This window comes from Fodinisporobacter ferrooxydans, assembly GCF_022818495.1.
GTDB lineage: Bacteria > Bacillota > Bacilli > Tumebacillales > MYW30-H2 > Fodinisporobacter > Fodinisporobacter ferrooxydans.
Genome location: NZ_CP089291.1, coordinates 2,773,531 through 2,797,145 on the forward strand (window position 1 = coordinate 2,773,531; position 23,615 = coordinate 2,797,145).

Annotated in this window: 29 protein-coding genes and 1 riboswitch; of the genes, 18 read left to right on the forward strand and 11 right to left on the reverse strand. The window is 44.0% G+C overall.

Annotated elements, in window-relative coordinates:
• Positions 1-62 precede the first annotated feature (62 nt).
• From LSG31_RS13165 to LSG31_RS13185, 5 genes are all read right to left on the reverse strand, one after another.
• The gene (locus LSG31_RS13165; protein ID WP_347435561.1) at positions 63-842 is read right to left on the reverse strand and encodes an IclR family transcriptional regulator; all 780 of its coding nucleotides are present in this window, start codon (positions 840-842) and stop codon (positions 63-65) included.
• Positions 843-1,186: 344 nt separating this feature from the next.
• Positions 1,187-1,678: a DUF2062 domain-containing protein gene (locus LSG31_RS13170; RefSeq protein ID WP_347435562.1), complete on the reverse strand. Its 492-nt coding sequence runs from the start codon at positions 1,676-1,678 to the stop codon at positions 1,187-1,189.
• Between the two features lie 112 nt (positions 1,679-1,790).
• Positions 1,791-2,972, reverse strand: coding sequence for an MGDG synthase family glycosyltransferase (locus LSG31_RS13175; protein ID WP_347435563.1), 1,182 nt, complete (start codon positions 2,970-2,972; stop codon positions 1,791-1,793).
• A gap of 240 nt (positions 2,973-3,212) precedes the next feature.
• Entirely contained in the window at positions 3,213-3,542 is a 330-nt protein-coding gene (locus tag LSG31_RS13180) for a CHY zinc finger protein (RefSeq protein ID WP_347435564.1), read from the reverse strand.
• A 13-nt stretch (positions 3,543-3,555) separates the two neighbouring features.
• Complete coding sequence (locus LSG31_RS13185; protein WP_347435565.1) at positions 3,556-4,977, reverse strand: PAS domain-containing sensor histidine kinase; 1,422 nt, start codon at positions 4,975-4,977, stop codon at positions 3,556-3,558.
• A 333-nt stretch (positions 4,978-5,310) separates the two neighbouring features.
• On the opposite strand from LSG31_RS13185, the gene LSG31_RS13190 reads away from it, so the two are divergent.
• Together LSG31_RS13190 and LSG31_RS13195 are read left to right on the forward strand one after the other, a co-directional pair.
• A complete protein-coding gene (locus tag LSG31_RS13190; protein ID WP_347435566.1) occupies positions 5,311-5,526 on the forward strand; it encodes an S-layer homology domain-containing protein in 216 nt (71 codons plus the stop codon).
• Between the two features lie 163 nt (positions 5,527-5,689).
• Entirely contained in the window at positions 5,690-6,010 is a 321-nt protein-coding gene (locus LSG31_RS13195; protein WP_347435567.1) for a hypothetical protein, read from the forward strand.
• Positions 6,011-6,125: 115 nt separating this feature from the next.
• On the opposite strand, the gene LSG31_RS13200 is transcribed toward LSG31_RS13195, so the two are convergent.
• Complete coding sequence (locus tag LSG31_RS13200; RefSeq protein ID WP_347435568.1) at positions 6,126-7,184, reverse strand: SLAC1 family transporter; 1,059 nt, start codon at positions 7,182-7,184, stop codon at positions 6,126-6,128.
• 351 nt (positions 7,185-7,535) lie between these two features.
• Between LSG31_RS13200 and LSG31_RS13205 the strand changes: the two genes are divergently transcribed.
• A complete protein-coding gene (locus LSG31_RS13205) occupies positions 7,536-8,747 on the forward strand; it encodes a S1C family serine protease (RefSeq protein ID WP_347435569.1) in 1,212 nt (403 codons plus the stop codon).
• A 94-nt stretch (positions 8,748-8,841) separates the two neighbouring features.
• Here the strand turns inward: LSG31_RS13205 and LSG31_RS13210 are convergent, their stop codons facing one another.
• On the reverse strand, positions 8,842-9,564 hold the full coding sequence (locus tag LSG31_RS13210; RefSeq protein ID WP_347435570.1) for a DUF421 domain-containing protein: 723 nt from the start codon (positions 9,562-9,564) through the stop codon (positions 8,842-8,844).
• A 579-nt stretch (positions 9,565-10,143) separates the two neighbouring features.
• Positions 10,144-10,205: riboswitch (Fluoride riboswitch) on the forward strand.
• Positions 10,206-10,308: 103 nt separating this feature from the next.
• On the opposite strand from LSG31_RS13210, the gene crcB (LSG31_RS13215) reads away from it, so the two are divergent.
• Positions 10,309-10,677, forward strand: a complete 369-nt coding sequence (gene crcB / locus LSG31_RS13215) for a fluoride efflux transporter CrcB (protein WP_347439506.1) — start codon at positions 10,309-10,311, stop codon at positions 10,675-10,677.
• A gap of 89 nt (positions 10,678-10,766) precedes the next feature.
• Complete coding sequence (gene crcB / locus LSG31_RS13220) at positions 10,767-11,129, forward strand: fluoride efflux transporter CrcB (protein WP_347435571.1); 363 nt, start codon at positions 10,767-10,769, stop codon at positions 11,127-11,129.
• A gap of 29 nt (positions 11,130-11,158) precedes the next feature.
• Here the strand turns inward: crcB (LSG31_RS13220) and LSG31_RS13225 are convergent, their stop codons facing one another.
• Entirely contained in the window at positions 11,159-11,968 is an 810-nt protein-coding gene (locus tag LSG31_RS13225) for a GDSL-type esterase/lipase family protein (protein WP_347435572.1), read from the reverse strand.
• A 119-nt stretch (positions 11,969-12,087) separates the two neighbouring features.
• Here LSG31_RS13225 and LSG31_RS13230 point away from each other — a divergent pair, with 119 nt between their 5' ends.
• Both LSG31_RS13230 and LSG31_RS13235 read left to right on the forward strand, forming a co-directional pair.
• Positions 12,088-13,074: an ABC transporter ATP-binding protein gene (locus LSG31_RS13230; RefSeq protein WP_347439507.1), complete on the forward strand. Its 987-nt coding sequence runs from the start codon at positions 12,088-12,090 to the stop codon at positions 13,072-13,074.
• Entirely contained in the window at positions 13,046-14,035 is a 990-nt protein-coding gene (locus LSG31_RS13235; RefSeq protein ID WP_347439508.1) for a DUF2705 family protein, read from the forward strand. Before LSG31_RS13230 ends, LSG31_RS13235 begins: the two co-directional genes overlap by 29 nt.
• Before the next feature lie 26 nt (positions 14,036-14,061).
• Here LSG31_RS13235 and hprK read toward each other — a convergent pair whose 3' ends face one another.
• Positions 14,062-14,982 (reverse strand): HPr(Ser) kinase/phosphatase, encoded by a 921-nt coding sequence (hprK, locus tag LSG31_RS13240; RefSeq protein ID WP_347435573.1) that lies wholly within the window; start codon positions 14,980-14,982, stop codon positions 14,062-14,064.
• A 211-nt stretch (positions 14,983-15,193) separates the two neighbouring features.
• Between hprK and LSG31_RS13245 the strand changes: the two genes are divergently transcribed.
• From LSG31_RS13245 to LSG31_RS13285, 9 genes are all read left to right on the forward strand, one after another.
• Positions 15,194-15,709 carry a YqeG family HAD IIIA-type phosphatase gene (locus LSG31_RS13245; protein WP_347435574.1) on the forward strand — a complete coding sequence of 172 codons (516 nt, stop codon included), beginning with the start codon at positions 15,194-15,196 and terminating at the stop codon, positions 15,707-15,709.
• A complete protein-coding gene (gene yqeH, locus LSG31_RS13250) occupies positions 15,697-16,812 on the forward strand; it encodes a ribosome biogenesis GTPase YqeH (RefSeq protein ID WP_347435575.1) in 1,116 nt (371 codons plus the stop codon). Before LSG31_RS13245 ends, yqeH begins: the two co-directional genes overlap by 13 nt.
• Before the next feature lie 114 nt (positions 16,813-16,926).
• The gene (locus tag LSG31_RS13255) at positions 16,927-17,166 is read left to right on the forward strand and encodes a hypothetical protein (protein ID WP_347435576.1); all 240 of its coding nucleotides are present in this window, start codon (positions 16,927-16,929) and stop codon (positions 17,164-17,166) included.
• 108 nt (positions 17,167-17,274) lie between these two features.
• Complete coding sequence (gene aroE, locus LSG31_RS13260; RefSeq protein WP_347439509.1) at positions 17,275-18,129, forward strand: shikimate dehydrogenase; 855 nt, start codon at positions 17,275-17,277, stop codon at positions 18,127-18,129.
• A 76-nt stretch (positions 18,130-18,205) separates the two neighbouring features.
• Positions 18,206-18,499, forward strand: a complete 294-nt coding sequence (gene yhbY / locus LSG31_RS13265) for a ribosome assembly RNA-binding protein YhbY (RefSeq protein ID WP_347439510.1) — start codon at positions 18,206-18,208, stop codon at positions 18,497-18,499.
• 190 nt (positions 18,500-18,689) lie between these two features.
• Complete coding sequence (gene nadD / locus LSG31_RS13270; protein WP_347435577.1) at positions 18,690-19,292, forward strand: nicotinate (nicotinamide) nucleotide adenylyltransferase; 603 nt, start codon at positions 18,690-18,692, stop codon at positions 19,290-19,292.
• Positions 19,285-19,866, forward strand: coding sequence for a bis(5'-nucleosyl)-tetraphosphatase (symmetrical) YqeK (gene yqeK / locus LSG31_RS13275; RefSeq protein ID WP_347435578.1), 582 nt, complete (start codon positions 19,285-19,287; stop codon positions 19,864-19,866). Before nadD ends, yqeK begins: the two co-directional genes overlap by 8 nt.
• A gap of 64 nt (positions 19,867-19,930) precedes the next feature.
• Complete coding sequence (gene rsfS / locus LSG31_RS13280) at positions 19,931-20,278, forward strand: ribosome silencing factor (protein ID WP_347435579.1); 348 nt, start codon at positions 19,931-19,933, stop codon at positions 20,276-20,278.
• A gap of 67 nt (positions 20,279-20,345) precedes the next feature.
• The gene (locus LSG31_RS13285) at positions 20,346-21,155 is read left to right on the forward strand and encodes a class I SAM-dependent DNA methyltransferase (protein ID WP_347435580.1); all 810 of its coding nucleotides are present in this window, start codon (positions 20,346-20,348) and stop codon (positions 21,153-21,155) included.
• 54 nt (positions 21,156-21,209) lie between these two features.
• Here LSG31_RS13285 and mntR read toward each other — a convergent pair whose 3' ends face one another.
• Positions 21,210-21,650 (reverse strand): transcriptional regulator MntR, encoded by a 441-nt coding sequence (gene mntR, locus LSG31_RS13290; RefSeq protein WP_347435581.1) that lies wholly within the window; start codon positions 21,648-21,650, stop codon positions 21,210-21,212.
• 164 nt (positions 21,651-21,814) lie between these two features.
• Between mntR and LSG31_RS13295 the strand changes: the two genes are divergently transcribed.
• A complete protein-coding gene (locus LSG31_RS13295) occupies positions 21,815-22,435 on the forward strand; it encodes a helix-hairpin-helix domain-containing protein (protein WP_347435582.1) in 621 nt (206 codons plus the stop codon).
• 94 nt (positions 22,436-22,529) lie between these two features.
• The gene (locus LSG31_RS13300) at positions 22,530-22,832 is read left to right on the forward strand and encodes a DUF1657 domain-containing protein (RefSeq protein WP_347435583.1); all 303 of its coding nucleotides are present in this window, start codon (positions 22,530-22,532) and stop codon (positions 22,830-22,832) included.
• A gap of 72 nt (positions 22,833-22,904) precedes the next feature.
• On the opposite strand, the gene LSG31_RS13305 is transcribed toward LSG31_RS13300, so the two are convergent.
• The gene (locus tag LSG31_RS13305; protein ID WP_347435584.1) at positions 22,905-23,615 is read right to left on the reverse strand and encodes a C40 family peptidase; all 711 of its coding nucleotides are present in this window, start codon (positions 23,613-23,615) and stop codon (positions 22,905-22,907) included.

Below are 23,615 nucleotides of genomic sequence, written 5' to 3' on the forward strand. Positions count from 1 at the left end.
TCAAATACCGGAATCCGTGACGATAGCTATCAGTGCCGTGGGTTGCCGTTCGCTTCGATTTTTTATTTCCAGTAGCCAAGTCTTTCAGAAATTTCTTTGGCAGCTTTGATGATCTTGCCTCGATATACCGAAATGTTATGTGAACGAATCCGTTGGATCGGTCCCGTCATTGTGATTGCATAATTGACCTTGCCGGTATGATCGCGAATGGGTGCAGCAATCGTTACAACACCTTCCAGCAACTCTTCAACACTTACGGCATATCCCTGCTCCCGTATTGTTTTTAAAGCGGTCCGTAACGTATCGGGATCCGTAATTGTATTTTTGGTATATTGGATGAGACCGTTTTCAATGACCTGTTCGACAACTTCGTCCGGCTGATATGCAAGCATTACTTTGCCGGAGCTTGTGCAGTAGGCCGGATTTCTTCTTCCGACATGAGATAAAATCCGTACGGGATGGTTGCATTCTACTTTGTTTAAATACACCGTTTCCAACCCGACTAATGTAGCAATATGTGCAGTTTCGCCTATATCTTCCACCAATTTTTGCAGGATTGGCATGGATTCCTGATTAATCTCAAGGTTCGACGTCAGAATGCTATATAAACCTAAAATCGACACTCCCAAACGGTATTTTTGAGTCTCGGGATCTTTCGTAACAAATCCTTCACTCGCAAGCGTGCCTACCAGACGGCTGACCGTACTTTTCCCCAATCCCAAAGAAGCTGCGAGATCACTTACTTTCAGTTCCGGTTTATCCATCGAAAAACTGCGTAAAATGCGTAGGGCGTTTTTTACTGAAGAGAGCAGATACTCTGGATTGCCCGATTGAGAATCCACGTTGCATAACCTCCTTCCGCTTTTTTATTGCATATATAAGAACGATGATCTCTTATAGTGTACAAAAATATTGTAGCATGGATATGCAATAAAGGAAACTTCCTTGGATAATCCTAATAAGAGGATGTTCAAAAAGTAGTCAAAACTCCACGGCGGATTGCTTTGCCGAATCCCAAAAAGGCTTACTCATGTACCAGACACGTACACTCCGTCGCCTTTTCGTGCTTCGGCTTCGCACTCCTTGTGTCTTACTTAACCACTTTTTGAACACGCACTATAAAAAATATTGTTTGTAACACAAAATGACCATCTTCATGTGGAAGATGGTCATAATCGTGTCTATATCAAGCGATCGATTTTCTTCTTGCGAATCTGCGTTGTCGATTGCGTTCATACAGGAAGTAAACAATCGGATAGCACATCAAGCCTAATAAAACTCCACAAAAAGAAAGCCCGATGATCGTAGCAAAGTAGCTTACGATTTTGTGCCAAATGGTATGATGTGCCAAATGTTTCAGAAATGGGAAAATCAGAAATTTTCCGAGCGAATGTCCAAATGGAATGAACAAGATCGGGAAAAAAGTAATTTTCGCAAAAATATTACCGATAATCGATGCAGATAATAGATTTCTATTTCGGATGAGCGGAATCATCAAGATATAGGCTGTATACAGCGTAATGGGTAAAATCATTTCCAGTCCAAAGCCGATGGAAAAACCTGATGCGACAATTTTCCCGCCACCAGGGGAGCGCATCAATTTCCAATATTGAAGTTTTGCATTTCGTCTTATACGTTTCAACCATGTTTTACGGTTTTGCGGTTGAAATTCTGACAAAAAACGATTCCCCATAGACAAAAGCCGAGATAGTGAAAAATTCGGTTTAGACAAGTTGGTCAATCACCTTTCTATCAGTTCTTTCAAGCTTTATACCGTTTTGAAAATTAGGTTACATATTCTTGTATAACTTAAGATTCAGCGCCGGCTCTTTTGACATTGCTTGGATAGATTTTTGCAAAATTTTATAGATTTGATCAGCCGCATCTGTCTTTTTTATCCGTTTCGCATTTTCACGCATGTCTTGCAACATATGATCCGTATTCGTAGATAAAAGTATTTGCATATATTCGGAAACAAGATGTCGTGTTTTTGCCAAAACAGCGACATTTGAATCAACCAAAAATGATGCGTTTTGTTGTTCCTGTCCCGGAATCGGGCGATATAGCAGCATCGGAAGCTCCATTGCCAAAGACTCTGAGATGGTTAATCCACCGGCTTTCGTAATCATCACATCGGAAATCGCCATTAATTCATTGATTTCTTGAACAAATCCAAACACTTGAACAAAATTGGATGAATGTTTTGCCAATTCATTGATCTTGTGGTAAAGCTTTTCGTTTCGGCCGCACACGACGAGTACTTGAATCGGCGTCGCATACGTAAATAATTCTTCACAAATATTTGCAATGTCTTTTAAAACGCCAAAAGAACCGCCCATTACCAATACCGTCGGCAATTCGGGATTGACGCGGTATTTTTGGAGCAAACGGATTTGATCGACAGGCTCTTGGAATAAAGAGCGAATGGGAATGCCGGTAACATGAATTTTATTTTCCGATACACCGCGATGGATCAATCCTTGCTTTACATAATGTGAACCGACAAAATACATATCAGTATACGGGTGTATCCATTGATTATGAATGGCATGGTCCGTAATCACTGTAGCAGACGGAACTTGGATGGTTCCACTTTCTTTCAGCACAGACATAACCCCTGCCGGTGTTGGAAATGTTGAAATCACAATATCCGGTTTGAATTCCTGTATATAGTTCTTAAGTTCATTCATTCCCAATTGGTTCAAATACTTTTGAATACGGGAAGATGATTTAAGATTTTTTGTTCTATGGTAGAACAGCGAATATAAAGGAGGAGCATAGCGAACACTTTGAATGTAACAGTAACGGGCAACTGCATCTACAATCGGGTGAACCATTTTTAAATAGTCTTCGATTCTCACTTCGATTGCAGGATCGATACGTTTCATTGCTTCTTGAATCGCTAACGATGCTTGCTGATGTCCTTCACCACAGCTTGCAGACAAAATTAATGCTTTTCGTAGTTTCTGCATCGAATACCAGTCACCTCATATGAATACAGATCATATTTTAAAATGTATCCAATTTTTCATGTTGTATTTTTAAAGTTACATAATTATCGACTTGAAAATATGTGAATGCGTTCGAATTTTTCATCAGGAAATTATTTCTGTAATTTACCAATCAAACCCGACAGCAGTGAACAAGAACGTTGCTTTGCCAATCGCAAGTTGCAGCTAGGCATTAAAGCAACCTGTCAAGGTTTAAAATCCTTACGTTTCAAAATACAGATGATAATGATTTTGACAACCGGGATTAAAGCCGGATTGGCATTTCGGACATTTTGAATCACAGTCGAAATATTGCCGGATGGTTAATTCAAAACCGCATACGCCGCACAAAATGGCTTTTGTATGGAACTGTTCGCGTTTCCATACTGTCGGTGCATGATCCGCATAGGAATGATGGCACATAAAACAAGGAAAATATGTGTCACAACATGGGAATTTTATGGCGATAACGTCTTTGTCGGAAGAATAATGGCGGCATCTTGTTTGTGCATCGACAAGCAATCCTTCGACTTTTTGGCTGTGAATATACATAGAAAGAATCACCTTATTCATGCAATGGGAGTTCAATTTGAAACGTTGTTCCTTCATTTATTTTACTTGATACAAAGATGCGGCCTTTTAGCTCTTCGATGATTTTATAGCTAACCATCAGCCCTAATCCCGTTCCATTTTCTTTTGTTGAATAAAAGGGCTGACCCAGAAACGGGATCTTTTCTTCTGGAATTCCCGTTCCCTGATCTGTAATTCGAACCGTAATTTTCTCTGCCGACTGTTCGACTTCAATAAAAAGTTCACCGCCGGCGGGCATTGATTCAATGGCATTTTTTATAAAGTTGATAAAGGCTTGTTTCATTTTGTTTTCATCGCATTGAATATAGAGAGAATGCGAGGGGAATACGGTTGCAATCTGGACATTTTTCATAATTGCCTGCGTTTCCAAAAGCGTACATACATCGACAAGGAGTTTTATTAAATCTTTTGTCTGGCTTGTTTGTACTTGTGGTTTCGACAACACGAGCAATTCGCTAAGAATTAATTCAATCCGATTCAGCTCAGAATTCATAATGTCAAAGTAATATTGCTTATGATCCCCTTTTCCGATTAATTGCAGGAAGCCTTTTAATGAGGTGAGGGGATTCCGGATTTCATGCGCAATGCCTGCCGCAAGTTGACCGGCAATGGATAGCTTTTCCGATTGAATCAGCAATTTTTCCGATTCTTTCCGGAAGGATATATCCCGTGAAAAGCTGAGAATTCCTTTGACATGTCCTACCTTATCACATAGAGCTTTGCATGCCGTTTCAAACCATATATAGGAACCGTCTTTTTTTCGAAACCGATATGCGATCGTTTTTGCATTATTAAACGTTAAGGCTGTTTTATGATTTTGCTCAATTAATTCCATATCGTCGCGGTGGAAAAAATCATACGAATTTCGCCCGATTAATTCATAGGGTTCATAACCAAGCAAGCTGCGGCATGATTCGGAAACATACACATATGTACCATCGATGTCTTGTTCGGAAATCATGTCCAGAGTATTTTCCGTGATGATACGGTAGCGTTGTTTATCTTCGGAAAGAATATCGAGAAGACACTTTTTTTCCGTCAAGTCTTGAACCTGTGCAATAAAATAGGAAGGATTGCCACGTTCATCTGTTATCAAACTGAGATTTAATAAAATCCAAACAATATGTCCTTCTTTATGAATATACCGCTTTTCTGATTGAATATTAACAATTTCCCCGGAAAAAACGCGATCTAAATATTCCTGATCGTACTTTACATCATCAGGGTGGGTAAAATCTTGAAATCGCAGATGTTGAAGCTCTTCTTCGGAATATCCCATGATTCTGCAGAGGGCAGGATTCGCTTTTATACAATAGCCATCCAAGCTTACAAGGGCCATGCCAATCGGTGCATGAAAAAAGGCATGCTCAAACAATCGTTCTTTGTTAACTTTCATATGCATATGTACCTCGGATCATTGATTCACAGGATAATTAGTAGAATTATTTATAGTATAATGCGAATTTTGTAAGATTTACAAGTACAACAATCAACCCGGACTTTGTTTCAAGCGGAAGCACGACTTTCAAATACTTGTGATGGAATGAAAAACAGCCAAAGGAGATTGCAGGATGTGATCGAAATAAAAGAGGATAGATCGGGAATAACGATAAACAATGGTAGCGATGTTGAACTTGATCATACACAAGCCCATTAGACTAGCCGTGAAAAGACAGGAATGGCTGAATGGGATGAATTTGTGATTGTATGAGATGGAGGAGGAAAAATAATGTTGGAAGAACTGCAAAAGCGAATTCAGGCATTGGAAGCACAATTAGCGAGCTATCATGATCAGAATGTCTCTGTTTGGGCTCATGCGTCCGTTTTGAGAGGAATTGCCAAAGGTGTGATGCATGGAGATGAGCATGGCAATATGAACCCAAAAGAACCAGTGACTCGAGAGCAGCTTATGGTCATTCTGGATCGACTGGGGTTGCTTGGATAGCATCCATCCTATTCTCTCTGCCGGAAAGCGTTCACTTTTGACAAGTGGATGCTTTTTTGTTTCCTGTTTTCTATGAATTTTGTCTGTATTTACATGAATGCCCGTGTCCAACCAGTGCAGCGATACATAAGGTATATTACAAAATAGGAAGGGGGTTCACCGTTTGGTTCATCCTTTATATCACCAATGCCGTCAGTGTATCAATCAGCCAGTCACGATTCATTTGCTTAACGGCAAAAGCCATTATGGCTTACTCAGTCAGGTCACGTATAATGGACTGTATTTGACCCCTGTCAATAATTACGCAAGTGTTCCAAAATCCGATAGTATGTTGCCGATTGAAACAGCCGATCAGGGAAAAGAACGGAATGCTCCTAAAGCAGAAAAAGCCTTTTGGCCATTTTTCTTTCCATTTGCTGCATTAGCCGGATTTACGTTAGGATTTGCTGCCGGAGCTATTGCTACTAGACCATTCTATTGGTAAATATGTAAAATAAAAGAGTACCAAAACCAACCTATTTATTACAAGGTTGGCTTTCTTTTTCGTCGGTTTGCTATTGTTGCATCGATTATAAAATAAGGGACATCCCATGCATCCTTTAGGCAGCAACGGATACGCGTTGATGGTAGGATTTCCACCGAGTGACGATGTGTGTGGCGAAAATGAATGTCTCGATTACAAACAAAAGCAGTACAAGGTATGACGCTGCATGCAAGATGTTCATTCGAACGATGGCAAAGACTGGGTTCTGTAAAAAGCTTTCTTTCAAAGAAAGATGAATCGTAAAGGCCAAAAACATGCCGAATGTAAAATTTCGTGACCATTGGCTGACTGAATAGACAAGAATCCCTTGTTTGACTCCATAACGCTTGATGCGAACAATCGCTCGAATGATCTCAAAGGATTCGACGATCAAGAAGCAAAACAAAACCCATAACCAAATGCCGGCGGCCACATCCTGGCTGAATGCCTTGCTGGTCACGCATGCCAAACCTGTGATCGACATGGCGCCATGTATGATGCAATTGGTGTTATCCCAATGCAGAAACACTTCTTTCTTATGGTACATAACATAGCGACTGATAATGAAAAGAAATCCTACCGCATAAAAACATATGCCGAGTAAAATGAGCAGCTTGGCGATCCAAAGCGGCAGAGAGTTTTGGAATAAATTTTCTCCTGCTATTACAATCGATTGTACAGCTACACATGCTAATAGAATGATGCCGTTTATGCGTTCAAGTCTTGTGCGCAATGATTCCCGCCAAAACAAGTGAATATAGTTGCGGATGATTTGCACCAAATAAATCGTGATCAAACCGATATTCAGTCCAAATAAGAGCAAGGAAATTGCTTTCAACATCGGCAATTCCTTCAAGATTGCCAAAATGGTGACAGATGTTGCCGCGATCCATGTGCCGATCGCAAAGCTTTGAATCGGATGTTCAAAATGTTTTGTCCGCATGACGCCGCGTATCGCGTCCCGAGTATAGCATGCAAACAACCCTAGCAAAAAGAAAAGCAGGACAAGTGTTGCAATGTGTCCAACTGCAAACTTAAGAAATGAAATTTGTTGAAATGCTCCGACGATTAAAATGCCTAAAGCCATCACAAACGATGCGGATGCGGTAGCTGCTTGAATTTTTATTTGTTTCATGGTCTTCCCCCAAAGCCCTGATAATTGTATCAATTTATTGTATAGCTTATTTTCTAGTAATTTTTTTGAGATAATAAATTTTCTCAAATATTTGCGGCAATTTCAATCATGAAAAAATGTGGAAACCAACATCCAAAAAATGTGCGCAAGCCAATCATTTTGTCGAATATTCCTTAGAAATCCCACAAATGTTCTATGATTTTTCTAAAAATGAAAGATAGAATACCAGTATAGAGTTTTCAATCGATGGATTGAAAAGTTCGAAAAGTGATTCTGTTTCTCGCATCAAAACATTTTACGGACGACAATGTATCAACAGGTGCCGTGAAATCAATGAGGAGGATATGAAATATGGGTTTCTATAATGAGGATGCCAGCAAGGAATCTCGCCGTTCCGGTCGTGGCAAATGGATTGCTGCAGTGGTATTATCCGCATTGGTCGGTTCTGCTTCTACGGTTGCAGCAGTGCCAATTATGATAAAGTCCAACTTCATAAACCTTTCACAATCTTCTGCGGCCGGAGCCGGTTCTCTTACGAACCCTTCCGTTCCAGTGAGCAATGTTTCCGTGAAAGTCAATGACGGAGTTGTACAAGCTGTAAACAAGGTGAAATCAGCCATTGTCGGTGTTGCAAACTATGGAGCGTCTGCGAATCCGTATAGCCAAAATTCAAACATTCAAATGCAAGGCGAAGGCTCTGGCATTATTTTTGATAAACAAGGATATATCGTAACAAATAACCATGTGGTGCAAGGTGCTGCCAAGGTCGAGGTTTTGCTGCCAAACGGCAAGAAAACGCAGGCAAAAGTCATCGGTACGGATAAATATAGCGACCTGGCCGTTTTGCAAATTCCTTCATCGTACGTCACAGGCGTAGCCACCTTCGGGAACTCGGATACGCTTCAGGTAGGGGAGCCGGCCATTGCCATCGGCAACCCGCTCGGGGAGGAATTTAATCAAACGGTCACAGAGGGTGTCATCAGTGCAACAAAACGCATGATGCCCGTGATGGATGAAGCGACAGGCCAGACTTTGAATCAACAGGCGGTGCTGCAGACAGACGCCGCGATTAATCCTGGCAACAGCGGCGGTGCCTTGGTTAATATTGAAGGGCAAGTGATTGGAATCAATAGTTCCAAAATCGCGAGCACAGGCGTCGAAGGAATGGGATTTGCCATTCCGATCAATGAAGCGCGGCCGATCATTCAAGAAATATTAAAGACGGGACATGTAAGCTATCCTGCATTAGGCATCGGCGCAGTCGATTTGGCGCAAGTACCGAATGAATATTTGCCGAATTTGCCTGTGAATTATGGTGTTTTTGTGATCAGCGTTCAATCGGCGCAAGCCAAGCAAAGCGGATTGCAGAAAGGCGATGTGATTGTTGCGGTGAACGGGGACAAAATTACCGATGCTGTTTCATTACATGCTGCGCTTTTCAAGTACAAAATTGGGGATACAGTGAACGTAACGGTATATCGGGGCGGGAACAAGCAAACCATGTCAGTGAAGCTTTCTGCGCTTCCTGGCCAGAGTTCAACTCCAAAGAATGCCACTCCATAAAGGGATGCGGAAAACATGCAAAAAACATGGAAAAGGCCCATTTGCATCAGGTCTTTTCCATGTTTTCCAGATATGGTTGTTTTACGATTGAATGCTAGATCTCCGGATTTTTGGGTACATGGCGGCGATGGAAATCGACGATAATTTCCCCTTGCTTATTGACAGCCAAATAAAAAACGTCAGCTAACGTTTTCCCGCCCAGCTTTTTGATTTGTTCATCCAACCATGCTTTATCATGGCCGGTACTTATTAATTTATCATTGTCGATTTCTCCATCGATGACGATTTCAACATAAGGACCTTGACCTTTTTCGGAAAGCTTCACACCTTGTACGAGGTCGATTTTTGACACGGATTGGGATTCTTCCTTCGGTAAAATACTCAAATTACCGGTAGGTTCCAGGATGGCAAATTCAATATCGGAATAGGAAAAATATCCTTTCTCACGCAAGAGCATCATCAATACATCCAGATTGACTTTCGTTTTTCGGAGATTTTCACGAAACATGATGCCTTTATGGATTAAAACAACCGGTTCACCGTTGGCGATTCGACGAAATGGCCGAAATCTGAGAGCAAGTAAAGTAGCCAGAATCGATACGATGGAAAACAGGATGAGTGTATAACACGACTGTGCCCAGTCTGACGCCGATTTGGATGCGATCATGTTGGCGGCCAGATTTCCCATTGCCGCACCGGCCACCCAATTAAAAAATGTCAGTTGTGTCAATTGCGTACTTCCGATCAAGCGAACCATGGTTAGCAAAATAGCGAAAGTCAGTATCGTACTTAACGTATAAAATATCCAGACTTGCACAAACAATCACACTTTCTGAAGAATATATATACGATCCGAGAGAATATATACACGATGATTTCAACTCATGGATTTGGTTCGAATCATGCCCGTTGTTTCCAAAAGTCGGTACTGCCAGTTATGTAGGTAGTTTAACGTATGCAAACGTTTTTATTCGCAAAAAGACAAAATGAGCGGTGACCGTTATGATCACGATCACCGCTTTGTCCTGTTAAGCGACAGGCACTGTATTGCAAACAGTTGTATAGCCAGGGATGAGCAAGAAGAACAATACGAAGATGATCAAGAATACAACTGCCCAGCGAGTATATCCTCCAAATGTTCCGTACATAGTTACACACTCCTTTTCAACTTTTATGATGCATCTTATACAATCGGCAACCTTCTTGAAACGGCATTTACCTAAGTTTCGCTTAAAAAGACACGGTGAGACGTCTGCGTGCTTGATTGCAACTGTTCATCGCGACGGTTCATTCGCTTGTGAAACCGATCAAATCTATGAATATGCAGCAACTGATGATTTGCTTAAGTATCTTGTTGACGAAGATGAGAAGATGTCGGATAATACGGTTAGAATATAATCGGATAGGCGATGGAGTTCGCCATAACCGCCAATTTTGGCTGATGACTCCTGCTGACTTGTGATTGGATGATCGCGAGTTGGTAGGGGTTTTATTTTTGGTAAAATTTGCTTTTGATTGTTCAGATGCTTTTGATTTTTCTGATGTTGGAGGGGAAGGAATCATGAAGGATGTATTGGCAATTGCCATTGGCGGATTTGTAGGAGCGATTTTGCGTTATGTTGTCGGCTTGTGGGTTCCTCCCGTACAGTTGTTTCCATTGGGAACGTTGCTGATCAACTGGATTGGGTGTCTTTTTTTGGGGTGGTTTCTTACCATGACATTAAACAAGTGGAAAGTTCCGCCACATCTGAGGCTTGCCATTGGCACTGGCGTAACCGGCGCTTTTACAACATTTTCAACATTTTCAGTAGAAACGCTGCTATTGCTGAAAGCAAACCATGCGTTGCTGGCCTTGTCGTATGTGGCGGCAAGCGTGGCGGGAGGCGTATTGCTCGCTTGGATCGGATTTCGGCTGGCCAAGCTTGCGTAGTGCCGATTGTTCGTAATACACAGACTTCTGTTGCAGCAGCAATTCTGTAGATTTGCGAATAAAAAAAGACAGAAAGGAAGACATGAGACGTGTGGAGTATTCTCATTGTTGGTTTTGGCGGCATGTTTGGTGCAAATGCCCGACATTATCTTGGACGATTTGTCAATCTGCGCACACAAAGCAGTTTTCCCTGGGGAACCTGGGTGATCAATTTGTCAGGATCTTTACTCCTTGGACTTCTTTCCGCTTTGTTTCATTCCGGGAGTTTGCAAACATGGGCGTGGAGGCTTTTGGGTATTGGATTTTGTGGTGCATATACGACATTTTCCACATTTGGTTATGAAACGATCCAACTGTTGGAAAAAGGAAAGATCCGCGAGGCATTTCTGTATATCGTAAGCTCTGTCTGCCTCGCCGTCGGATGTGCATGGATTGGGTATCAGTTTGGTTAAATGCCCTTTCTGCTGAGCAAAAAGGGCATTTACGACGGGAGCAGGGAAGATAAGTCTTGCAGCATCCGGGCTGCAATCGCCTGATAACCGGCAGCGTTCGGATGAAAGTGATCTGCATATAGGAACTTGTCGCCGTTCGCTGCAAAGATGTCCAGCGTCGGTACAAGATACGTATTCGTATAGGATCGCAACAAGGTGGAAGTGCGCCCGTTCCAATCTTCTACTACGGCAGTTCCGGCAGCCCCGCCTTGCAATTGTAAAAATGGGTTGTAAAGACCCACCATGAGAATCGGTGCTTGCGAATTGTTGGCGCGCACGGTTTGTAAAATCGTATTGAGATTTTTTAAATAATGTTCTTCAGAAGCTTTTGTTTGTTCGATTGTCGGAATGGTAAAGTTTGCTACATTTCGAACCAGATCGTTGCCGCCGATCGAGAAAGTTATGATTTTGGCAGCAGCGACTTGTTTCTGAATGGCAGGATCTTTGATCTGGTGTACAAGCTGATCCGATACGAATCCATCCACGGCAATATTGTCGACAGTTGTCTGCAAGCCTTTTTTCTCCAGGGCTTGCTGCAAATCCCCGATATATCCAAGGCCCGTTTCATCGCCATAGCCTCTTGATAAGGAATCGCCCATCGCAAAAATCCGAATCGGCCCGTGCAGGATTGTACGGCTTGTTTGTACTTGTTTTTGCAGTTGCTTAGGCTGTGTTGTCAGCGCAGAGCGATGTGGCAGCGCGGAACGGCTCAGGGCAAGTCCTGTGCCTGCAGCCAACAGGACAGTGCAACAAACAGCCAAACAGCCGATTCCAAACCATTTTAAATCCCTTCCTTTCATCTTGTTCCCTCCTCGGGTATGATTATAGCATAATGAAATGGAGGGATTGTCGTGTGACAAAATCAGGAAATCCACCTGTTTTACAAGTTCACAGGCTTGGCAAGCGGATTGGCCGCCGAATGATCGTTCAAGATTTGTCATTTGATGTTTTTGCGGGAGAGATTTTTGGATTTTTAGGCCCCAATGGGGCGGGCAAGACGACTACCATTCGCATGCTTGTAGGTTTAATGAAACCATCCATTGGTTCGGTAACAATCGGCGGATTTGATCTGCAGAGAAATTATGTGCAGGCGATGGCGCATGTCGGGTGTATCGTAGAAAATCCAGAGTTGTATAAATTTTTGACGGGAAGAGAAAATCTTGAGCAATTTGCGCGGATGTCCGGAAGTGTCGATGACAAGCGAATCCGTGAAGTTGCACAACTTGTGGGACTGGAACACAGATTGGATGAGAAAGTCCGGACATACTCCCTGGGAATGAAGCAGCGGTTGGGAATTGCCCAGGCATTGTTGACGCGTCCCCAGTTGCTGATCCTGGACGAGCCTACAAATGGCCTGGACCCAAGCGGAATTCGGGAACTGCGGGAGTTTATCAAATATTTGGCGAAAAAAGCAGGGATGGCTGTTTTTGTCTCCAGTCATATTTTGAGCGAGATCGAGATGTTGTGCGATCGTGTGGCGATCCTTCATCATGGCAAAATCATTCGCGCCGGGACTGTACGGGAGCTTTTATATGGCTACGCACCACGGACGGAATGGGAAGTGTCAAATATCAAAACGGCTCAGTCTTTGCTGCAGCAATTCCTGATCGAGGAAGGGATTGCCGATTCCATGGAACGAATGATTTGCAATCCAAATGTTTTGATGGCTGATGCCGATCATCCACCCGCTGCGGAACGGCGAGATGGGAATGACATGGGAACCATTGTTTGTGCCATATCCGATGCATGGATCCCTCGTTTAAATGAATGGTTTGTAAGTCAAGGGATCGGAGTATACGCCATCCGAAAACGATCCGCCACGTTGGAGGAGTTATTTTTGGAAGTCACAGAAGAAGCGAATGGAGGGGAAGCGATTGGTGCAATTTCTCTATCTGATCGAAAATGAAGCGATTAAATTGAGTAAACGCAGACGCTTTCTCCTGGTCAATCTGATTGTGATTGTGTTAATTGCATTGTTTGCATATGGACAAAAACTTGCGGATGAACAGTTGTTTGCGAGAGTCGGAACAACACAATGGAAACCTGTCATCCGACAACAAATCTATGATTTGCAAAACCGGCAAAAAAGCTTATACATACCGGAGGAACGGAAAAAAACATACCAGGTGCAGGTGCAACAACTGCAATACGAATTGGATCATGATATCAATCCGCTGGCACCCGGCTCAGCGGCGTTTGTACGCATCTTCATGAATCTGAGCATTTCGCTGCTCTTGCCGTTGATCGTCGTCACGCTTGCAGCGGATTTGATTTCATCGGAGTGGGGAGAAGGAACGATCAAAGCACTTTTGACGCGGCCGATTGCCAGGTGGAAGATATTGCTGTCGAAGCTGCTTACGTTACTGTTGTATGTATCGTTATTGCTGATGACAATAGGCGTTTTGGCAACGGGGATCGGCAGTTTGTTTTTTGGCTGGGGCGGCTGGGACATGCCGGTGGCTACAGGGTTTCAAGTCATCAACGGCCAATTGGATACAAGTCAAGTCATGAATATCCCACAGTGGCAGTTTATAATGGAAAGCTATGGGCTTGGTTTTGTTGTGGCAATGTCCATTGGGCTTGTCACATGTGCCGTTTCGATTATCGTCCGGAATACGGCTGCAACGATGGGGATCCTATTGGCAGCCGTGATTGCCGGCAATATTTTAAGCCGACTCGCTTCTTCATGGGTGGCGGTGAAATATCTGTTTTCCGTCAATTTGGGTCTCACCGGGTATCTCTCCGGACAATTGCCGCCGATTGCAGGCATGTCCCTTCCTTTTTCCATTGGCGTTTTGGCTGTATGGTCGCTCCTTGCTCTGGTCGTCAGTTTTGTCGTGTTTATGCACAGGGACATCTTGGCATAATCGTTTGCCGATACAACCGCATTCCGTCATGGCTGATGGATTTGTTGTAAAATTGCTTTGGACAACTCCAGGCCGGCGTTGTATCCCATTCGCTTCAGCCGGTTGTTTTTGGCTGCCGACTCTACGATCATGGCGATGTTGCGCCCGGGCGACACGGGAATGATGATCTGGGGAACTTGTACACCCAAGATATCTACCGTATGTTCATCGATTCCCAGGCGATCGTATGGTTTGTCAGGCGCATACGGATCAAGATGAACGATCAAGTTGATTTTTTCCCGGGCACGGACATTACCGGCGCCGAACATCGTCTGCATATTTAAAATCCCAAGGCCTCGTACCTCTAATAAATGTTCTGTCAATTTTGCACCTTCTGCGTGCAATTCATCACCAATGCGTTTGATATCTACGCGGTCGTCTGCCACCAGTCGATGGCCGCGGTGGACCAATTCCAACGCCGTTTCACTTTTTCCGACCCCCGATTCACCTGTGATGAGCACGCCTACACCGTAAATTTCTACAAGCACGCCATGTTTTGAAACTTCAGGCGCAAACACATGCTCCAGCGTATTCAAGATTTGTCCGACGAGCCGTACTGTGGGGGCGTTTGATGTAAGGATCGGCAGCTTGTATTCGTTCCCTAATTGGATCCACTCAGGATCAGGTACAACCCCATGGCAAAACACATAACAAGGGGTTTCCTTCCCATATGACAACATCCGTTCAATCCTTTGATACCGTTCTATACTGGATAAATGCTGCAAATATAATGACTCTTGATTTCCAATCAACTGAATTCGCTCTGGACTAAACCCTTCAAAAAAACCGGTCAGTGTCAATCCGCAGCGGATGACATCAGCGCGATGAATCTTGCGTGTCAACCCATTTTCACCTGCAGCTACTTGAAACGAGAGATCTTTGACAAGATCGTGTACGATATATGTCATGGCAGAACGCCTACCTTTCTATACCCATTTTAATGAACTGATGCCAGAATGCAATACAATATGCAATACGAGCAATCGATTGGGAGCGGGATAATGAAAGTACGTTATGAACATGCTTTTCATAAACGAGCATGTGCAAAAGTTGTTGTACAATTCTCCACCATGTATGATACGATCCAAGTATTGTGAATGTTGGAATTCGAGGTGTGATATGTTAAGACAATTTGTCCCTGACTTGTTTGTAAAGTCGATCTTTGATATTGACTTGCAGGCTCTGCAGGCACGCGGCATAAAAGGCATTGTGACAGATTTGGACAATACATTGGTAGAATGGAATGCACCGGATGCCACGCCCAAACTGGTCCAATGGCTGGATCGGGTGAGAGAACACGGCTTTCAGGTGTGCATTGTTTCCAATAATGATGCGACACGTGTGGAATCGTTTGCGAAACCGCTTGGACTTCCCTGCATCGCAGATGCGAAAAAGCCGCGGCGCGGCGCTTTTGAACAGGCCCTGGCGATGATTGGCGCCAATCAGCATGATACGGTCATGATCGGCGATCAAATCTTTACGGACATTGCCGGCGGCAATCGTATGGGGATGTTCACCATATTAGTGGCGCCGATTTCTCAAGAAGAATGGATCGGTACTCGCTTTACGAGGAAAGTTGAACATGTTGTGCTGAATCTATTGCGCAAAAAGGGGTTGATTACGTGGCAGAGGTAACAAAGGAGGTGTGCATGGGGTGCGGGGCTGCTTTGCAGACGGAAGACACACACGCACCCGGCTATGTGCCAAGCCCTGTAATGGAACAAGAGGCGCCCATTTGCAGACGGTGTTTTCGCATTCAACATTATAATGAAATTTCGCCTGTTGCCATCGAAGAGCAGACCTTTCGGGACATTTTGAGCAGTATTGCGACAAAGCGCGCCGTTGTCGTACATGTCATCGACTTGTTTGATTTTCCAGGAAGCGTATTGCCTTCCTTGCATCGGTTTATTGGCAATCAGCCCTTGATTGTCGTAGCAAATAAAGTGGATATATTGCCAAAACAAACGTCTTTGGATCGGGTACGGGATTGGCTGCGGGATGAATTGCACCGTCTACATCTGGATCCGCAGGAGATTTGTCTGGTCAGCAGCAAAAAGCAAAAAGGAATCGGCGACATTCGGATTGCGTTGGAACGGTTGGCGAAACAAAGGGATGTCTACGTTGCAGGCGTATCGAATGTTGGCAAGTCCACATTGATCAATGCGTTGGTGTCATCGTTTGGCGAGCGGTCCTCCCTTTTGACAACTTCACGTTTTCCGGGCACAACACTGTCTGTTGTGGAAATTCCGATACCGGCTTTGAAAACAAAGCTTGTCGATACACCGGGGATCCTGACAACACACCGGATTTCGGATGTGATTTGTCCGGCTTGTTTAAAAGATGTCACACCCAACTCGGAAATCCGTCCGAAAATTTACCAGCTGCGCAACCGCCAAACGTTATTTCTCGGTGGACTTGCGCGCATTGATTTTGTAAGTGGCGCCGATCAATCCTTTGTTTGCTATGTTGCGAATTCCCTGCATGTGCATCGAACCAAATTGGAACAGGCAGATGACCTCTATGACCGCCATGTGGGTGAACTATTACGGCCGCCTTGCGGGAATTGCAGCGACTCGTTGCGTGATCTGGTGACACATTCCTTCTCCATGCCCAAAGCGGGGACCAGGGATGTTGTCATTTCGGGCATCGGATGGGTGGCTGTGAAAGGTCAAGGCGCAGAAATAAAAGTACATGTACCGAGAGGCATTGATGTGACGATTCGTAAAACATTGCTGTAATCCGATCGTTGCATGATCATGGCAGTGGAAAGACCCTCCTAAAACCTTGTCTGCGTTTAAGAATATATTTGAATTTGCCGCATATTCTGTAGTATCTAGGTGAGGAGGGATTCAATGTACGGTCATGCAGTCAATCCGGTCAATGAATCGACAAACAAACGAGTTATCGTACATACGATGAATCAAAACATGAAAGGCAAACAAATGACGGTCGAGGATTTTATTGAAAGAATCCGGAAAGAAGTAGCTGTGGTACGCAATCATTACCCTGAGCTTGAAGGATATACGCTATACGATTTGCGTTTGAAATTTCCCGAGGGACAGGTTGAATTGAATATGGAATTCAGGCGATAGGCCCTTTCAGGACTTATCGCTTTTTTGTTGCATTTTTTTGAATTATCTAGTACTGTTCAAATAAAATCGTACGTTGTGAGAAATGGGAGAGAAATCGTAGTGGCAGGAATGGAGCAACAGCAAAAAGCAGAAGAATCAATTTTGGTTGGAGTGTTTGGCTATCCCGTGCATCATTCCAAATCGCCGGTGATGCATAATGCGGCATTTCGTTCGTTAGGCATCGACGGATATTATCAGAGATTCAATATTTTGCCGGAAAAATTGGGAGACGCGGTCAAAGCGGTTCGCATGCTGCAATTTCGCGGTGTTAACGTCACAATTCCGCATAAAGTAGCGATTATAAAATATCTGGATGACATCACAAGAGAAGCTGAATTAATTGGCGCGGTCAATACAATTGTACATGAGGACGGCCGCTTAATCGGGACAAATACGGATGGAATCGGGTATGTACAATCCTTGCGGGAAGAGATAGACATCGATCTCAATCGTGCACATGTCTTGGTGCTGGGTGCGGGCGGGGCCGCTCGCGCAATCGCTACGCAATTGGCGCTTTCCGGTGTACATGCAATCTGTATTACCAATCGAACATTTGAAAAAGCGGAAGAATTGGCTCGTGTGATTGGGAAGATTCAACCAAACACCTATGCTCTTCCCATGTCTGAGCTATTTGCGCGGATGAAAGATTTTACGATCGTAATCAATACAACGTCTGTCGGCATGTCTCCGAATTCGGATGAATCGCCATTGCCTGCCGACTATTTGCCGGAACATCTGATTGTCAGTGATTTGGTCTATAATCCACGGCAAACCCGCCTGCTGCAGTTGGCAGAAAAGCGAGGATGTCAGGTTCACGGGGGCATTGGAATGCTGGTATACCAAGGCGCGGAAGCATTTCGTCTATGGACTGGCATGGAGCCGCCGATTGCGGTTATGTGGGATGCATTGCTGCAATCCCTCTGATTTTTATTCTTTTTTTTCCGCATGTGCTATACTATAGCATGACAAAGCAGGCAGAATGAAAGGCGGAATGAATTCTTTGTTAACAGGCAAACAAAAACGATACTTGCGTTCGATGGCACACCATTTGACTCCTATTTTTCAGGTCGGGAAAGGTGGAGTCAGTGAAAACATGCTGGAACAGTTGGACGCTGCTTTAGAAGCGAATGAACTTATCAAAATTTCGATTTTGCAGAATTGCGAAGAAGACAAGGATACGGTTGCTGCCGAATTGGCGGAAGGAACGGAAGCGGAATTGGTTCAGCTAATCGGCAAGACAGTGGTTCTCTATAGGGAATCCGAGGAGCGGAAACAAATCGAACTGCCTCGATAAGTGCGTGTTCAAAAAGTGGTTAAGTAAGACACTAGGAGTGCGAAGCCGAAGCACGAAAAGGGACGGAGTGTACGTGTTTGGTACATGAGTAAGCCTTTTGGGGATTCGGCAAAGCAATCCGCCGTGGAGTTTTGACTACTTTTTGAACATCCTTTATAAGTATTGACAGCAAAAGGAAAGTGTTTTGTATATGCGTACCGGAGTCTATGGAGGAACGTTTGACCCGATTCACATTGGGCATTTGATTATGGCCACACTGGCCAGGGAGGAACTGGAACTCGATCAAGTCCTATGGATTCCGGCATACCGTCCTCCGCACAAAGATGAACAATCCAACCAACCTCTTTCCTCCTATGATCATCGGTTGCGGATGGTTGAGCTGGCAATCGCGGATCGGCCGTATTTTTCTCTTTCAACAATCGAAGGTGAAAAGGACGGGCCGTCCTATACCTATGATACGTTAAAACAATTACAAGCCCGTCGATCCGATACCTATTTGTTTTTATGCGGAGCTGATAGTCTTGCAACGATTGACACTTGGCATCGGGCTCGCGATTTGATGCAGGAGTTTACTCTTGGTGTTTTTCAAAGGCAAGAGTACCAAGCGCAAGATGTGAAGAGGAAATTGGAAACGCTTGGATTTTATTTTGAAAATGTCAGATGGTTGGACACTCCGGTGTTTGATGTATCTTCGACTTGGCTGCGTCAACGATTGCGAATGGGATTGGGGGTTGCAGACCTGATTCCCCATTCCGTTTATAATTATATAAAGGAGCATGGACTTTATGTCTGAAGCCGAGATTCGAGAGCGCATCCGAAATGCATTGAGTCCATATCGATTCCAGCACGTCGAGGGTGTTGTGCAAACAGCGGAACGATTGTCGATTCAGTATGGAGTAGATGCGAAACAGGCGAGACTGGCGGCGTGGCTGCACGATTTTGCACGGGAATGGCCGCCGGAGAAATTGCAAGCATATAGCAAACCGTTGCAGTTGCCGGAAGAATACCGAAGCATGCCGGAATTGCTGCATGGACCGATTGTCGCTCATTACCTGGAAGAATGGTTTCAAATCCGGGACGAAGAGATTGCCAATGCCATCTATTATCACACGACTGGCCGCCCGCAAATGAGCATATTTGAAAAAGTGATTTGTCTGGCGGATGCGATTGAGCCAGGGCGTGTGTATCCCGGTGTTGAAGAATGCAGAATCCTGGCACAAGAAAGTCTGGAACATGCGTTAGCCGTTCAATTTGATGGAACGATTCGGTTTTTATTAGATCGCAAAAAGGAAATACTACCGTTGACGGTGGCAGCACGCAATGAGTTTTGGCGGCAAGTTGGGGTCATGCAGGAGAACCGGCGATAATTTTTTGAATATACTACAAGAAAGTGTACAAAATCCCTTTGTACACGATTTGGGAGGCGTGTGAATGAGCACAAAGGTGATGGAAGTTGCAAAATTGGCAGCGGATGCGGCTGCAGACAAAAAAGCACGAGACGTGGTAATTCTGGACATTCATGGATTGTCTGTCATTGCGGATTATTTTGTCATATGTAGCGGCAACTCCAACACTCAAGTTCAAGCGATCGCCAAAGAGGTTCGCGAAAAATTAGGGAAACAAAATATACCATGTAAAGGCGCCGAAGGTTTGGATGAAGCAAAATGGGTCTTGCTCGATTTCGGTGATGTTGTCGTCCACGTTTTCCGCCAAGAGGAACGGGAATTCTATAATCTGGAACGGCTCTGGGCAGATGCCCAACTTGTCATGCAGGTATAAAACAATCGCAACAGAATCAAATAACGAATCATAACCAAATAACGAATCGGATTGGGTTTGAACACACATGAATGCATATCATATATTTGCTCGTTTTTATGATGAAATGATGGCAGATGCACCGTATGAAAAATGGCAGACTTTCTTTATGGAAGCAATCCGCCGCTATTCGCTGCAAGCGCAGAAAATTGCCGACATCGGTTGTGGAACAGGGAAGCTCTCCCTGTTTTTTGCTGATCAGGGATATGAAGTGTATGCAATGGATCCGTCTCCCCTCATGTTGCTGCAACTGGATCAGAAACTCACGGGGAAGTTGCGCAATCAGATCCATTTGTGTGAAATGGGGGCGGCCGAACTCGAATTGCCGCAGACTGTCGACATGGCAGTGTCCTTTTGTGATTCTCTCAATTATATCGTAGACGAACGGGAATTAGCCCGTGCATTTCGCAAGATTCATTCAGCATTAACAGATGGCGGCATGGTTCTTTTTGATCTTCATACACCGTACAAGATCGCGGAACTTTATGGCGACTCTCTGTATTTTGACGAATGTGAAGAATATACGTACATTTGGGAAACGCATAAGGATCCGGAACAGCAAGTCATTGAACATGATTTGGTGTTTTTCGTAAAGGAAGCAAACGGTCTTTATCAAAGGTTCGACGAGTCACATCGACAGCGGGCCTATGACCACCTGTTCATCAAAACATTGCTTATACAAGCCGGGTTTAGTGAGATCGAATGTTTTGCCGATTTTACGTGGGAGCAGGTGTCGGAACAAACGGAACGCTATTTTTTCATCGCGAGGAAGCGTTGGGAAGAAACGTCAGATAGAAGCTGCGACGGGCAGCAGCGGAAAACAATAGCAGAAAAATAAACAATGGCAGGAATATGAAAAACCCTTGCACAGAATGGATTGTGCAAAGGGTTTTTATTGATCCGATATTTGATTGATATCTGTAAGTTGAAGATGCAAATCACTAAATTCTTTCAGACAGTGCGGATGTTCTTCAAAAAACAAGACAAGACTTTTGAGGGCATTCATTGTACTTGGACTCACATGGTGTTCGATACCTTCCACGTCTTTTTGTATGGCTTCCTCGCTAACACCAAGCATGCGCAAAAATTGCTCCAGCATTTTGTGCCGCTGCTTCATTGTCTTGCCCAACTGTTCTCCGCGTGGCGTCAACACAATTCCCCGATATTTTTCATATGTAACAAAGTTTTTTTCGTCCAGTTTTTGAATCATTTTCGTAACGGAAGATGGTTGTACATCCAGCGATGAAGCGATATCCGATACCCGCGCATAGCCTTTTTCCTTCATCAATTCATAAATCTTCTCAAGGTAATCCTCCATGCTCGGTGTAATCATGCAACTTCCTCGCTTTCTTCGCTCTTAGCTATTGTACTATGCTTCTGAAAAAGGAGCAAACCTATGTTATCATGTTATGCTACATCCGTCTATATACTTCTTCTCAATTGTAAAAAAGGAACTTTCCGCCAAAAGTCGAAAGTGTTATAGAGGGGTGAGAGGAAATGCAAACATTGACGCGGCGTGAACGATGGTTGATTAGTCTGGCGCTTTTCATCGTTTTTGGAATTGGGGTTATATATGCATACACCCATCGGCAGCAGGATCAAGGGAATTCGTCTTCGATTCCACAACAGTATGGAGCCAAAAAAACGAACAGCAAATATTCATATGACCAAAATGTCAATGGTTCAAGTACGGCATTCAAACAAGCAGCGATAAAAGTCGATGTCAAAGGTGCGGTAAACCAGCCGGGATTGTATACATTGCCCACTGGCTCAAGGGTGGCGGATGCGATCCAGGCAGCCGGCGGATTAAACACACATGCAGATACAGAAACCGTCAATTTGGCAACCGCATTAGTGGACGGGGATGAAGTCAATGTTCCGGCGATTCCGGTACCTGCAAACAAATCGACAGCGGCTGGCACCAAGAAAATCAATATCAATACAGCCACTGCGGAAGAATTGGATACACTTTCCGGAATCGGGCCGACACGGGCAAAAGAAATTGTTCAATATAGATTGCAACATGGGCTTTTTTTAAAGGCCGAAGATCTGTTAAACATTGAAGGATTTGGCGTGAAATTGTTGGACAAGATCAAGGATCAAATCACGGTTCATTGATGAGTCATTGACTCTATTTCCCAGAATGGCTTCTTTCGAAATCGGACAATTTATTAGAGGGTTGACAAACCACATTCGAAAGGGGAAACGATCTATGACAGTAGGTATCAAAATGCATCAAACGTTGGCGCAGTGTGAGTCGGTTGTCAGCAGCTTTAAAACATTTGCACTGGATACGGAGAATCAAAATGCGAAACAGATGTATTCCCAATTAGCACAGACCATGGAGCAACAAATCGTGAACCCTTTGCGGAATCGTGTCAATCAACTCGAACAAGAAGAGCCCACATATAAAGTGTACCAGCAAAATATGCAACAAAGTCCTGGAACACAAGGTGCAGCCAATTCTATGATGGGCTCCCCTTCTTCCGCTCAACAAAAAGGGCAGAAGAAGTAACGATGGCAAAAGGGCTGCTTGTCCCATTGGCAGCCCTTTTGCTCTTCCTGTTATGTATGATTGTTCAGCTTGTCATTGATTGATGACAGATTTGGCTCCTACATAGCGGCTTTGCCAATAATACGGGTTGTCGATAGAATCAATTTGGACTTTTTCACTTGCTGCATGGATAAAATTTCCACCCCCCAAATAAATGCCGACATGGGAAGCGCCGGATCCGTACGTGTTAAAAAATACGAGGTCGCCAGGTTTTAACGCAGATTTATCAATCGATGTTCCGTTGTTGTACTGGTCTTCTGACGTTCGAGGCAGATCAATTCCAATCTGTGAGAAAACGTATTTTGTAAAACCGGAACAGTCAAACCCGCTTGGGGATGTTCCGCCCCACGCATAAGGTGTACCCTCAAGTCCTTTAGCGATTTGAATGATTTTTGTGCGTACATCTGATGTTCGCGTTTCTGAAATTCCAGCTTTCTTCAACGCTTTCAGTATTTCACCTTCCGTTGTCTTTCCTACTTTTTCGGCTTCATTTAAATCGTGATCTTTTTTAAAAGCCAATACTGCCTGTTTCGTAATATTTCCAAAGTATTCGGTGGTGTCTTCCGTACTCGGAAAATATCCCAGATCTTTTAACTGTTGCTGTAAAACAGTAACTTCAGGTCCTGTGGAACCATATTGCAATACAGTGTTACCGAGGGTGTCGGCAAATGCGGCAGAGGGCAAGATTGCTGCAGATGCAACAGTTCCTAGAAAAACACAAGATGCCAAAACTTTCCGTAACAA